This is a genomic window from Syntrophales bacterium (genome assembly GCA_035363115.1).
GTDB lineage: Bacteria > Desulfobacterota > Syntrophia > Syntrophales > PHBD01 > PHBD01.
The window spans coordinates 221,293-234,251 of record DAOSEM010000003.1; the positions used below are offsets into that span (position 1 = coordinate 221,293).

A 12,959-nucleotide genomic window follows, 5' to 3' on the forward strand; every position below is an offset into this window, starting at 1 on the left:
CCGTCATCGGGAAGAATTGAAAGCCGATCGTGGGAACGGGACGGTGCATCGGCCGCCTCCACCGGTCGTTTCCCATTGCATTGACGAATGCCGAGAATGGCATTATGATTGTGCAAAGGCTGCATATGTCCCCGCGTTTATTTCCATAACCTTCCGAAAAACGCTCGATACACCGGCAACGATCGGACCCGTTCATCACCTCAACGAGACTCGCAAGCGGCAACCAGTGAAGGATTCCTCGCAAACATTGGTGCATCATGGAGTCCGTGAAAGGAACGTTCCAGGACAAGGAGGTGCTGAAATGGAAAAGCGCATCGAGAGCTACTACCAGAGCCTGTACGAAGCGGCGGCCGTCCTGAATTCCACCCGCCAGATCCGGGACATCCTCCATTCCATCGTGGAGAACGTCGCCAGGACGATTGCGGCCAAGGGGTGCTCGCTGATGCTCCTGTCGCAGAACAGGAGGGTGCTCAGCCATGTGGCGTCGTACGGGCTGAGCGAGGGCTACCGGACGAAAGGCCCCGTGCTGGCGGACAAGAGTCTCTCGGAAGCCCTGGGGGGCAAGGTGGTGAATGTCCTCCATGCATCGGACGACGACCGGATCCAGTACCCCGAGGAGGCCCGGAAGGAGGGGATCGAGTCGATCCTGTCCGTGCCGGTGATGCTGCGGGATGAGATCGTCGGCGTAATCCGGGTATATGCGGCGGAGCCCCGGCAGTTCACCATCGACGACATCTATTTCATCGGGGCCGTCGCCAACCTGGGGGCGATCGCCATCGAAAACTGCAGGCTCTACAGGACCCTGAAGAAAGACTACGAGACGTTCCGGCGGGAGTACTTCAGCCACATCGGCGAAGACCGGGCATGGTAGGGAGCGGCCCGGGACTTCGGCGGAAGGGTTCAGAGAGGATTCCCGCACACCGGGCACCTGCCGCCCGGCGGGAGATCCGTTCTCCTGAACTCCATGGTGCAGTGCGGGCAGGTGACAAACGGAGATGTCTCGACGGGGCGCGGGACCTGTTCCTTGGTTTGAGCGGCCCGCTCCCTGGCCTTCGCGGCCCGCTCCGCCAGCTCTTCCCTCACGTCGGGGATCCGCGCGCGCTCGATTGTGCCGAGCGTGTGGTTGGCCAGGATGCGCGACGGAAGCCGGATATGGGTGAAGTGGTAGCCGCCATCGGGGTCCTTCCACTGAATGGTGAGCCGGTAGGACTCGCGGACGGTTTTGCGGGGAAACAGGAGCGCCAGCGGTCCCAGAAACAGGAACCGGCCCAGGGGATACCTTTTTTCGACTTTTGAATCGTCGGCGAGCGAGACCTCGGTGATTCCGTCGAGGGGTATGCGGCCGAGTTCCCTTTCTCCGTCGTGCAGGATGAGGGATTCGTGGGTCGGCACACAGGCGACCAGCCTGTCGGAAGGAACTTCGTCCAGCAGGGTCTGCAGGTCGGGGGAGCTCCCCCCGGCGGCCGTGTTCATAACGCCTCCCCATCAAAGGAGATCATGGCATCGTGCCTCCGGATTCCGTGGAGAGAAAACTCCAGACCGGGAAAACCGATGTCATGGTTCTCTCCCTTTTCGCAGCAACTTCCTCAAGCAGCAACCATTATTTTCCGGCATCCGGCTGCAACCGCCGGATTTTGAATCTTCGGCACCCGCGTCGTTGAGGAACATCTCAGTCGGGACAGGCCGGCGGCGGGAGGCGGACCTCCCCTATTTCCCCCCGGCCGAACATGAGCCATTCGGCAGGATGTAACCCGGGCGATCCCCCGGCGTTGTGCCGTGCTTGACAGGATCTCTGTTTTTCCGTAAGCATCGAACAGGCAATCCCAAAAGCCTGTAATTTCCATGATTCGAGAGAGGTGGACGCAAATATGCGTACGATTGCCGAGCTTCCGATCCTGTTCTCCCGCTTCATTCCCGCCACCGCAAATAGCGATACGTGCAGAAGGATATCGATATGTTGAGCATCGTCCACCGTTTCTCAAAACTTCCGAGCATCCGGCAACTCCCCTTCAAGCAGAATCTGATCGACTTCTCCCTGGATCGCCTCGTTCGCGGAGTGGACAACATTCATATTGACGTTCACATCAGCCCCCAGGTTCAAAACGCCGTCAAGCGGGTGGTTTCTCTTTTAATGATCAAGCACAGCGATACGGAAACCTATTTCAAGGATTACCAGAGAGAGACCCTGAAGAATGAAATCAATGCGTTAAGGAATCTCTGCACGGATGTCCTCCTGGACGGGATCAACAGGGCCAAGTCGCTCTCGGAAGTGCAGATCGACTATCTGGGGCAGGTTTCTCTAGCCAAGTTGTTCCTGCAGGAAATCAGGAACCAGTATGAGGTCTTCCTGGCCAACTTCAAAGACATCATCCGAAGCGGCGAACTGTCCCTGGAGCGCGACTCCTTCGAATCGTTCAAAATGAAGGAGAAGCTGAATGAATTGAAGTACAACCAAAGGCGAACCCTTCTTCGCGCGGGCGACGAGCTGTTCCGGATCCTGGCGGACGTCAGCGCAAAGAACCTGCGGATGCTCCGTGAATCGAATTTCCATTCCGACCGCATCCTGCCGGACGATCTCTTCCTCAATCCGATTCTTTACACGGACAACGCGCTGGACGATCTCTTCCTGGTCGAGGCCTATGTGATCATCGGCCAGCGGTCCGAAGATCCCGACAATTATCCGAATATCAAGAATATGATTTACGGCCTGCTGGAGCAGACGGACCTGGCCGGCGGGATCGCCGAAGGAGAGGAAACCGCCGGTGAAAACGAACCGGGGCTGAAAGAGGTGGAAAAAAGGCTGCTGACGGGGAGGCATGCCTTCGATGCATGGATGATGGAAGAGGAAAACATCGACCTGCTGTTCAACTGCTTCGAGAGCGAGGATCGGTACGACCGTCTGAAAAGGAGCAGGGAATCCCGGGAGGTTCTTGACGGGATCAAGGCCCGGTTGCATGTCCAGGAGAGCCTGCTGGACCTGTTCTACCGACGATTCGATGAGTCGCCCGTGATGAAGAGGCTCGTGGCGGCTTACGAAATCAAGGGCATCTATGGCCGCTACTGTCCTCCCCTGCGTGTCCATCAGCTGCGGGAATTCCTCATCGAGCCGGACGCGGGGGAGCCCATCACACGGCAGTTCAAGAACAGGAAAGCGGATTTTCTGGATCCCGTTTACCAGGCGGTCAGTGAAATACGGGGATGCTCGACCCGGAAAAAGAAGCAGCACCTCATCCAGTTTTTGAAAGACTTCTCCCGTTATCACCGGGATCTCCGCAATTACCATCTCCTGAAGGGGATCATGGACGCGGTCCACCTCATCCGGGAAGACAAAAAACTCCTGCTGTCAAAGGAAAACCGGTCCCTGTACGAGTTTCTGCTTCCCAGTGAACGGGTCATGGGGGAAAGGCCGATCGTCAACCACGTCATCATGAAGGCGGATATCCGGGGCTCCGTGGACATCACCTACACGATGATCGAACGGGGGCTGAACCCGGCGTCCTATTTCAGCCTCAATTTCTTCGACCCGATCTCCGAAATTCTGTTCGACTATGGCGGGGCCAAGGAATTCATCGAAGGGGACGCGATCATCATGTCGCTCTTCGAACACGAGGACACCCCCGAGGGCTGGTACAGCGTGGCCCGCGCCTGCGGCCTCGCCGTCCGGCTGCTGCAGATCGTACAGCAGTACAATGTGACGAGCCAGAAGCACAAGCTGCCGGTCCTCGAGCTGGGGATCGGGATCTGCTTTCATCAGAGCCCTCCCTCGTTCCTGTTCGATGGGGATTCCAGGATCATCATTTCTCCGGCCATCAATCTGGCGGACCGGCTGTCGAGCTGCAGCAAGACCCTGCGCAAACAGCTCCGGGACGAGAACCGGCTCTTCAACCTGTTCGTGTTCCAGGATATCCCCGACGAAGAACTCAAGGCCACGGCGGACGACCTTTCCCTTCGTTACAACGTCAACGGGATCGAGTTGAGCCCCGAGGGGTTTATCAAACTGTCAAAGGAGATCAGCCTGAAAAGGCTGGAATATCCGATGAACGGCAGTGGCAGGGTGACCCTCCACACTGGAACGTTCCCCACTCTGTCCGGAGGGTCCCAGCGCCTCGTTATCCGGGAAGCGGAGGTCTTGCGGGTCAAGCCGAAAACCGTTGACGTGATCGAAAAGACGTCCCGGAAATACTACGAGGTCTGCAGCCAACCGGAAATCTACGAGTTCATAAAAAAACACCTTTAGTCCGTGCTTGACGTGCCGCCTCGATGAAATTATGGTGCCTTTATGAAAATTCAACTGGTTCGCGTTCTTCATCGTCCCTTTCGCCCGGAAGCTGAGAAATTCCGTCCTCCCCGTTTCCAGGTCCTGGTCCTTCTTCTTGTCACCTTATTCAGTATGTTCCTCTGGTCCTGCATGGAGGAAGGCGAGCCCACCGACCAGCCGGAACAGGTCACCCGCACCTTCGAGGCCAAGGAGAGATTTGTGCTGCAGGCTTTGGCCCGCGTCTTCAACGAAAAGAACCTCGGGAAAGCCACCATCAACGCGGAAGCGCACGAAGTGACGTCGGACTACGTCTACGATGGGGAATGGAGAACCAAGAGCCTCGCCCGCACCCGTCAGGTCAACTGGAAGGAGACGGAAGTGACGCTCACCGTCACCACCGAGAAGAAGACGTCCACGGGATGGCAGTTGAGGCGGCTGCTTGGATCGGACCAGTACAAGAAGATTTTCAAGGCCATCGAGTCCCAGATCTTCCGGGAGATGTACAAAACCGAGTGAAGCCGGCCCGTCGGATCGGTCCCGGCTGTGGCGGGATACTTCCGGCACAGCCCCGCGGAAGGCTACATCCGCCGGATCCGTCCTGCCTGAGCCAGGCACTCTCCCGCCTTTTGATATCCCATCTCGATCATCTCCGCCGCCCGGTCGAATTCCAGCGTCTGGCATGCGTTTCTGGGAATCTCGATGACGATGTCCGGCGGGTAGGCCGCGAGCTTCTGCCGGGCGATGCTGCTCTGCATGGCTTCAAACGCCTGCATGGCGATATCGTACGCACCCCAGTCCCGGCCGCTGGCTGCCGCGGATCGCTGCAGGCGGTTGATGAAACGGTTGATCTTCTCGTGCAGCGGCGACGGGTGGACCGCCGGTGACGGATCCGCGCTTTCCGGGTTTTCCGGACTCTCCTCGGCGCCGGCCAGGTTGACGGCAATCGTGATGTCCGTTTCGTCGCCGATTGTCGGGGCGACCGGCACCGGGTTCAGGACCCCTCCGTCGATCAGGTCGATCCCTCTCTTCCGGAAGGGAGTGAAGAGAAGGGGGATCGAGATGGAGGCCCGGATCGCATCGAAAAGCTTTCCCGATTTTATCCAGATTTCCCTCTGATTCCTCACGTCGGTGGCCACGGCTGTATATTGGATCGGGAGTTCCTCGATCCGTTTCTCGCCGACGAGCTTGACCAGGGTGTTGATGATCTTGTCGCCCTTGACCAGCCCGCTCTTGCCCCATGAAAGGTCCAGCATGGTGACGATGTCGACTTTCGTGACGGCGCGGACCCATTGCTCGTATTCGTCCAGGTTTCCCGCTGCGTGGATGCCGCCGATCAGCGCGCCGATGGAGGAGCCGGCGATGGACCGAATCACGAACCCGTTTTCCTCGAGCCGGTGAATCACGCCGATGTGCGCCAGCCCACGGGCGCCGCCGCTTCCAAGTACGAGAGATACGGTTTTCATCTTTGCTTCACTCCAGTGGAATCGGTTCCGGTTTCCGGTTGTCCGGGATCTATCCGGGAAGGACTGCCGTTTCCCCCGAAATTAGCGCAGCAGCATGGGGAAGTCCAGGCGATTCCGGCGCCCGTATGAGCGGAGAAGAAGCGGATTCCGGGTGTCCGCCGGCGCCTGCCTCAACCGTCCGTTCGGACCGACGTCTGTTGTTGGACGTCCTTCCGGAGCGGGGTTCTTGTGCTTTCCCCGGGGGTGATGTATTGAATATCCGTTACAACGGAAGCGGCAACAGCCTCTCCCGGGGAGACCGTATCACCCTTCCCCGGCGGGAGGATTCTTCTTTGTGGTGGCGGTCATGGACGATCGGGCGGTTCCGAAGCTGGGCCTTCGGGTTTTCTTCACGGGTGTGAGGCCGGGATGTTTTGTCGCCATTCTCCTTGTTCTGGCGGGGGTCTCGGTCCTGCTTCCCGCCGCGGAGGCCGGCCAGTCCCGGGAATCGTGGAAAATCCTGGCCAGAGGCGTCGAATACGGCATCTTCAGCGTGAACCGGCTGCCGGACATCGGAAGCGTGAAAATCCATGTGGTCCGCATCGATCCCGCACGGGCGAAACTGAAGCTGGTCCTTGCCTCGGAGCATGAAGGCAGGAGTCGCTCGACGGGGGAGTGGTGCAGGGATTTCAAGCTGGTCGCGGCAATCAACGCCGGGATGTTCTACAAGGACTATGTAACCAACGTGGGGTATCTCCGCAACGGGTCCCGCGTCCAGAACCGGCGCTGGAACAGGAAGTACAAGACCGCCCTTGCCTTCGGCCCCCGGAAGGCCGGAATCCCCGGGGCCGTCATGGTCGATCTCGACACGCCCGATGCGATCGGGCGCGTGGATGACTACGACGCCGTGGTTCAGAACCTTCGCCTGATCAAGGGGAACGGGGTGAGTGTCTGGAACCGGGCGGACAGGCAGTGGAGTGAATCGGCCGCGGGCATGGACGGGGAGGGGCGCGTTCTTTTCCTGTTCTGCCGGTCGCCGCTGACCATGAGGGATTTCAATCAGGTGGTGAACTCGCTGGGCCTGGGGGTTGTCCGGATGATGCACATGGAGGGCGGACCCCTGGCCAGCCTGTCGATCCGGACCCGGGATATATCCGTCAACCTCGCCGGCAGTTACGAAACCGGTTTTCTTCAAAACGACACCAACATGCATCAGTGGCCCATCCCGAATGTGATCGGGGTCCAGGGCGACTGACGGACGGCGGCATCGATCCGTCCCGCTGGGCATGAACTGCATTCAGTGCAACAGGGTATTCTCGCGGGAAGACTGCATCGCTTCCATCTCCGGAAGCATCTTCGGAGACGAGTGCACGGAATCCTACTTTTTCTGTGTGCGCTGCGGCGTCTACACGAAGGAGATATTCTGGGACTGCTTCTCCGGAGAGGAGTCCGTTTCTGTGTCCGGTCCGATCATGAAGGCGGACGGTGATGCGAAGGTCGCACAGATCGGGAACTGCTCCGAGCCCTGGAACAAGAAGTGCCGTTGCGAGGCGCACCGGTCCTATTTCAACGGATCGCTTGACTGACATCTACAGCCGCCCCGAGAGGGGAGCCTTTTCTTCCTGACGACCGTCTTCCCGAAGCCTGCTCTCCCGGCCCAGCGCGGCCGTGCCGCTTCATTCCCCCGTCCAGGCATCGTTGTGTGAAAAGGTATAATAGTGCCAGTACTGGACGAGTGCGGGAACCGCCTTCGAGATGAGGCGGGGATTGATTTCCCACGCCGCCTTGATGACGTTCCGGAACATGGTCCGGACGGGCGGGGGGACCCGAAGCGTGAAATGATGGAATATCTTCAGAATCATGACGATTCGGAAGAGATCCTTCCTTCGGGTAGAATACAGGCCCGTCAGGTATTTGACGTTCTTCAGCCATCCGATCATGCGCCGCTCGAAGCACTCTGGTTCGTAGATTTTCCGGAAGAGCGCCATCCGGCCGTTCTGCAGGTCATCCGGGCTGATCTGCTTCGGCATGATATTCGATGATAGATGCCAGAAGCCGCTGAAATCCTCGATGAGACGCCCCTCATGTTTCATTCTCTCGTACAGGGGCGTTCCGTTGGGGGCGTTGAGTATGCTGATCGAGGCAAAGGGGCTGGACGTCGCCTCGAGAAAATCCTCGATTTCCCGGAATACCGACGGTGCGTCGTGGTCGAAGCCGACGATCATTCCAAGGAATGGAAGGATCCCGTGGCTGGAGATGCGGGGAATGACCTGGAAGGGGTTGTACCGGGCCATCTGTCCCTTGTTCACCTCTTCGAGGCATTCATGGTTAATGGTCTCCAGCCCGAGAAAGATGACGCTGAAGCGTGCATCGGCGAGAAGCTTCACGATCTCGTCGTCCGCGCCGATCATGACGGTTGCCTGGGTGGCGAACGACACGGGCCGGGAGAGAGTCCTGTTCCACCGGATGATTTCCTGGAGCAGTTCCATCGTGAATGTCCGGTTCACGACGAAGTTGTCATCGGAAAAGAAGACGGTCTCCGCTCCCCAAGCCTGGGCGTTTCGAAGCTCCAGCATGATCCGGTCGATGGGCTTGCTGCGGTATTTCCTTCCCGAAACGCGGATGACGTCGCAGAAGTCGCAGCGGTTGGGGCAGCCGCGGCTTGTCTGCAGGGAGTAGTAGTGGTAGTCCCTCCTGTCGATCAAGGCGAGGTCCGGAACGGGCGTGTCCTTCAGATCGACGAACGATTCCTGCCGGTAAACGGTTTTGGCCCCGCCCTGAAAACAATCCCTCAGGAACTGCGGCCATGTGTACTCCGCCTCACCGATGAACAGGTGATCCGCTATGTCGCCCGCGCGGTCCGGCTGGATGGTGGCGTAGATTCCGCCGACAGCGACCGGTATGCCCCGTTCCCGGAACCGGCAGCTGACGGCCTCCATCCTCTCGGCCTGAAGGGTGTAGCCCGTGATGCCCACCAGGTCGCACTCCAGATTCCAGTCAATAGGGGAGATGTTCTCGTCACAGAGGGCGTATTCGACATCCAGGTCATTGGGCGTCAGTGCGATCAGGGTCAGAAGAGCGGTGTTCTGCATGAGGGTCTTGTGCCGGCCCACGATGTCGAGGGCTCCCCGCATGGCCCAGAAATTCTCCGGTGTCTTCGGATTGATCAGATAGATCTTCATCGGTTGTCGGACTTGTGGAGCGGCCGCTGTTCATCCTCCTGTAATCACTGCGATCCTGCATGGCACCTGTCTTTGCGAATCGCCGGATCAGGATAGCAGAAAGAAAGAGGGGCTGCAGCCTTTTTGACCGCAACCCCTCGTGGAATGACCCGCCGGGGTGGTATTGAATGATTCTGTTCCCCCAACACCCGAACAGGTATCAGGTCCGCAAGAACGGGGCAACGAGGATCGTCTCTATCGCAAAACCACCTTCGCCGTCAGAAAGGCGAAACGATCGGACGGTGAAGCCCAGATCGAGAAGGCCTGGTTGCCGAACTTGCGATTCAGATCCTTTTGGGGATGCCAGGGATTCGGCTGGACGGTAACGGCATCTTTCGGAGAGGCGGCGGCCACAGCCGGCAGATACCAGTCGGCCCGTTCGCCCGGCCTGTAAACCCTCCAAGACTGCTGATCCGTCTTGAACACGACCCTGCCGGATTCATCAACGGCGACGAGCATGAACCCAAAACTGCCCCCGCGGCGGCCCCCGACGGTGAATACGTCGCCGTTCCGCAGGGTGGCCGGGGCGGAAAAGGCCGGAAGTGGGGCCTCATCGCCGCGGGTTCGGAAAGAGGGCTGGTACCTCCTGAGTGGAACCCCGTTCAGGTAGACATCGGCATCGTCTGCCATGTGCCAGTAAAGAGTCACCGGGATTCCGGACGAAAGCCGTGGCTGAGGCTCCGGAGTGGAGGGCATTCCCATCACTTCGCCGGGGCTCTTGTCGAAGACGATTCCCATGATTTCGTTCTTGTTGACCTGGACCGAAATGACGCGACCGTCTTCGAGCAGAATGTTCATCGCTCCGATCGCCTGTGCCGCGATCACCAGAAGAGCAAGAACGGCAGCCGCTGCAACTGCTATCGCTTTTTTCCGTCCCATGAAATCTTTCCTCCCTTCCGAGCATATGATGGGTGTTCTTTTGCCTTGCCGGACTCAAAGCGTACTGTCACGTTGAATCCATATAGGATTGTTTCTTCGATTTCCAGAGAATAGGGCATCTTCCCCAATAAAGGGGCTTTCCCCGAATCTTGCTTTAAACCGGATTTATGACGCTTGGTGATTATGCCTGAATGGCTGTCCGGTCCATCATACCCTGTCACGACACCTCACGTTCCGCCGTTGGCGAAAAGCAGGAGGAAGCGCTCAAAGATATCCTTTTGAAAATGATTGGACATCTTCGTTTTCATCATGACGAGTGCGTCATACGGTTTCATCGGGAGCTTGTAAGGCCTTTCGGCTGTCAGCGCCTCGTAGACATCGGCGATGGCGCAGATCTTGGCATACTGATGGATGTCACTCCCCCGGAGTCTCTTGGGATAACCCGTTCCGTCATTCCGTTCATGGTGCTGGAGGGTGATCTCCCTGCACTCGACGGTCAACTGGTCGGTCTCCCGGAGGACCTGATACCCGAAAGACGGGTGCTTGCGCATCGCGTCCATCTCTTCCTCGGAGAGTCTCCCGGGTTTGTTGATGATGGCGGTATCTACGCGCACCTTGCCGATGTCATGGAGAAAGAACGCGGCTCCCAGCTCATGCAGATCGTGCTCGTCGGAATCCCGGAAGAGGACCTTGGAGAGCGCTACGCCCAGAAGGCCCACTGTCACTGAGTGGGTGTACGTGTTGAAATCGTGCGAGGTGATCTGCACCAGGTGCGAAGTGATCGAATGATTCTGAAGAATCAGGTCGACGATCCTGGCGATGGTCTGTTTGGCCTGCACGATGTTGGCAGCGGTCGGCTTGTCCATCAGATCGTGCATCATGTGGATGGACATATCCTGGACGGCCCGCACTTTCTCCTCCGGCGGGGCCTTCCGGTCGCGGACGATCTCGTCGATGGCCTCATGGACCCGGATCTGCTCGGCGGATGGAGTTGTGCTTTCGACGGCCTGCTCCTTCCGTCCGTCCGGCGGCTGGGTGTCGGCCGCGATCTGGAATTCATCCTTCGGGGAAACCTCTTTTCCCGGATGGATCACCGGTGAGGGCGTTGTACGTTTGACGTCCTGCCCTTCCCGGCCGGTGGACGGCTGGGAGTTGTCTCCGGTCTGGATTCTCTGCTTCGGGGAAAGCGTCTTTTCCGGATCGATCACCACCATCCGGATCCTGTGATCGACGATCTTCCGGATCTGACTCTCCGACTCGATGTGAAAACTGTTCGACAGAAACGGGTGTTTAAACCAGGCCTTCTCCAGATGGACAAACATGCCGACTTTCAACTGATCTACAGGAATGGTCTTCTTCATCTCTTGCTCTCACGGGGAATGGCTGTGAACGGCATCACCTCTATATCCCCTATCGAAAGAAAGATTGTCGTTCTTTAGGCCTTCGGTAAGTATTTTTTCCTTTCCCCTTGAGCGAGCCTGTTTTGGGGGAAGGTCAACATTCTTGTCTTGGAAAACACAGACATTTTTTCTATAGTGCCCCATCCGAACATCACGTTTTCGGAATGCAAATAGACCATCACTCACGCGCGAAGGGAGATACGCTCATGTCCAAGGTCGGTCTATGTGTGGCTGAAACGGTGATCGCGTTTACCCTGCTGGTCCTGGCAACCTACTGGATGAAGAGAAAGGGCGTGCTGAAACAGGAAGACAGTCCTGTGTTCGCGAGGCTGCTCACCCAGGCCGTCCTGCCCGCCACCATCCTGTACCAGCTGTGGACCCATCCCATGTCGAGCGAAAGCTTCACGCCTGTTCTCGTCATGTTTGCATCGGGGACCGCCGCTCTGGCGATCAGCTGGCTTGCGGGAGTCCTTCTGAAATTCGACCGCGAGAGCACGGGGGCGCTGATGATCGTCTCGTCTTTCGGCTCTTCGGCGCTGATCGGCTATCCCATCATCCAGTTCGCCTTCGAGAACAACACCTGGGCGCTCGCCGAAGGCATCGTCATCAGCGAACTGGGCGTGGGCCTGCCGATCTTTATCTTTTGCCCGGCCGTGGCCATGTACTTCGGGGGGACCTTCCGGGGGACGGAGGACCTGAAAAAACTGGCGAAAGAGTATTTCACGTCGCCCATCCTGATCGCGGTCGTCCTGGGGCTGGCCGGCGCCCAGATGCGCATTCCGGAAGGAATACCGGTGGTTGATACGCTCCGGGAGGCCCTGAAGATGGCCCAGGGCGCGACGGTGGTGGTTTCCGCGATCATTTTGGGCCTTCAGCTTTCCGTGCAGCCGCCGCGCGGCTTCTGGGCGCTGATCGTGGTGTCCATTGTCGTGCAGATGCTGTTTCAGCCCTGGATGTGCAATACGGTGTCGAACCTACTGGAGGTGGGGGCGGAAAACCGGCAGATCCTGATCCTGATCAGCACCATGCCCGCGGCGATTCTGGGGCCTGTTTTCGCCTCCCGTTACAACTGCGCAGCGAAAACCGCCACCATGCTCACCTTCACACACATCGTCATCAGCCCGGTCCTGGTGCCGGTCGTGTTTTCGTCGCTTGCTTAGCTGCCTGACCCCATGTTTGCATGGCGGGCCAGGACGGAATGGAACGGTATACATCGTTCATGACAAGGGGCGGGATTTCCGCCGGATTTCCCGCCGCTTAGGGGATCATCTCGAAAACGTCGGTCTGCACCCGCTTTTCTTCCTTCGTGTCCCTGTGAACGGTGAACCATTCCACCCGCCAGGTGCCGGCCTTGCCGTCCTGCACGTCCGCAAGAAAGAAGGTCGCAAAGCCGGGGAGGTAGAAATTGTAAGGCCCCTCCGTCCGGGATTCCCCGCGTGGATTCGTAATGCGCACCTTGTACAGGAACGCAGGCAGTCCGGATCGGTTCTTGAAGGTGTCCGTGGGGGGGCCCTGCAGCCAGGCGCCGAAGACCTTCGGGCCGTTGGTCCTGAACGCCCCCATGTCTGCGAGCTCCTGAAGGGACCAGCGATCTCCGGCCTGAACAACACGAAGTGTCCGGTCATAATCGGAGCGGCTCCCGTCGTATAAACCCACCCCGTGGCCATGCAGGAACCAGTCTTGTGCTCCAAGGCCGGTGGCGGCAAAGAGCACCAGGACGCAACAAGCGATCGAAAGACGGAATGATTTCACGGCAAAT

At 58.5% G+C, this 12,959-nt stretch carries 12 protein-coding genes; 6 read left to right on the forward strand and 6 right to left on the reverse strand.

The features are described 5' to 3' along the window. The first annotated feature begins 301 nt into the window (after positions 1 to 301). Positions 302 to 871: a GAF domain-containing protein gene (locus PLO63_08895; GenBank protein HOI74250.1), complete on the forward strand. Its 570-nt coding sequence runs from the start codon at positions 302 to 304 to the stop codon at positions 869 to 871. A 29-nt stretch (positions 872 to 900) separates the two neighbouring features. Here the strand turns inward: PLO63_08895 and PLO63_08900 are convergent, their stop codons facing one another. Further along, the gene (locus PLO63_08900; protein ID HOI74251.1) at positions 901 to 1,473 is read right to left on the reverse strand and encodes a hypothetical protein; all 573 of its coding nucleotides are present in this window, start codon (positions 1,471 to 1,473) and stop codon (positions 901 to 903) included. 481 nt (positions 1,474 to 1,954) lie between these two features. Between PLO63_08900 and PLO63_08905 the strand changes: the two genes are divergently transcribed. Together PLO63_08905 and PLO63_08910 are read left to right on the forward strand one after the other, a co-directional pair. Beyond that, a complete protein-coding gene (locus PLO63_08905) occupies positions 1,955 to 4,237 on the forward strand; it encodes a hypothetical protein (GenBank protein ID HOI74252.1) in 2,283 nt (760 codons plus the stop codon). Positions 4,238 to 4,279: 42 nt separating this feature from the next. Then, positions 4,280 to 4,774, forward strand: a complete 495-nt coding sequence (locus tag PLO63_08910) for a hypothetical protein (GenBank protein ID HOI74253.1) — start codon at positions 4,280 to 4,282, stop codon at positions 4,772 to 4,774. Positions 4,775 to 4,836: 62 nt separating this feature from the next. On the opposite strand, the gene PLO63_08915 is transcribed toward PLO63_08910, so the two are convergent. After that, on the reverse strand, positions 4,837 to 5,721 hold the full coding sequence (locus PLO63_08915) for a patatin-like phospholipase family protein (GenBank protein ID HOI74254.1): 885 nt from the start codon (positions 5,719 to 5,721) through the stop codon (positions 4,837 to 4,839). A gap of 346 nt (positions 5,722 to 6,067) precedes the next feature. Between PLO63_08915 and PLO63_08920 the strand changes: the two genes are divergently transcribed. Together PLO63_08920 and PLO63_08925 are read left to right on the forward strand one after the other, a co-directional pair. After that, positions 6,068 to 6,955 carry a phosphodiester glycosidase family protein gene (locus PLO63_08920; protein HOI74255.1) on the forward strand — a complete coding sequence of 296 codons (888 nt, stop codon included), beginning with the start codon at positions 6,068 to 6,070 and terminating at the stop codon, positions 6,953 to 6,955. Between the two features lie 31 nt (positions 6,956 to 6,986). After that, entirely contained in the window at positions 6,987 to 7,286 is a 300-nt protein-coding gene (locus PLO63_08925) for a hypothetical protein (GenBank protein HOI74256.1), read from the forward strand. A 90-nt stretch (positions 7,287 to 7,376) separates the two neighbouring features. Here the strand turns inward: PLO63_08925 and PLO63_08930 are convergent, their stop codons facing one another. From PLO63_08930 to PLO63_08940, 3 genes are all read right to left on the reverse strand, one after another. Next, a complete protein-coding gene (locus tag PLO63_08930) occupies positions 7,377 to 8,882 on the reverse strand; it encodes a radical SAM protein (GenBank protein HOI74257.1) in 1,506 nt (501 codons plus the stop codon). 234 nt (positions 8,883 to 9,116) lie between these two features. Then, positions 9,117 to 9,800 (reverse strand): hypothetical protein, encoded by a 684-nt coding sequence (locus PLO63_08935; protein ID HOI74258.1) that lies wholly within the window; start codon positions 9,798 to 9,800, stop codon positions 9,117 to 9,119. A 227-nt stretch (positions 9,801 to 10,027) separates the two neighbouring features. Next, entirely contained in the window at positions 10,028 to 11,161 is a 1,134-nt protein-coding gene (locus tag PLO63_08940) for an HD-GYP domain-containing protein (GenBank protein HOI74259.1), read from the reverse strand. Positions 11,162 to 11,406: 245 nt separating this feature from the next. Between PLO63_08940 and PLO63_08945 the strand changes: the two genes are divergently transcribed. Next, complete coding sequence (locus tag PLO63_08945) at positions 11,407 to 12,360, forward strand: AEC family transporter (GenBank protein HOI74260.1); 954 nt, start codon at positions 11,407 to 11,409, stop codon at positions 12,358 to 12,360. Positions 12,361 to 12,457: 97 nt separating this feature from the next. Here the strand turns inward: PLO63_08945 and PLO63_08950 are convergent, their stop codons facing one another. Continuing rightward, on the reverse strand, positions 12,458 to 12,952 hold the full coding sequence (locus tag PLO63_08950) for a hypothetical protein (protein ID HOI74261.1): 495 nt from the start codon (positions 12,950 to 12,952) through the stop codon (positions 12,458 to 12,460). Positions 12,953 to 12,959 lie beyond the last annotated feature (7 nt).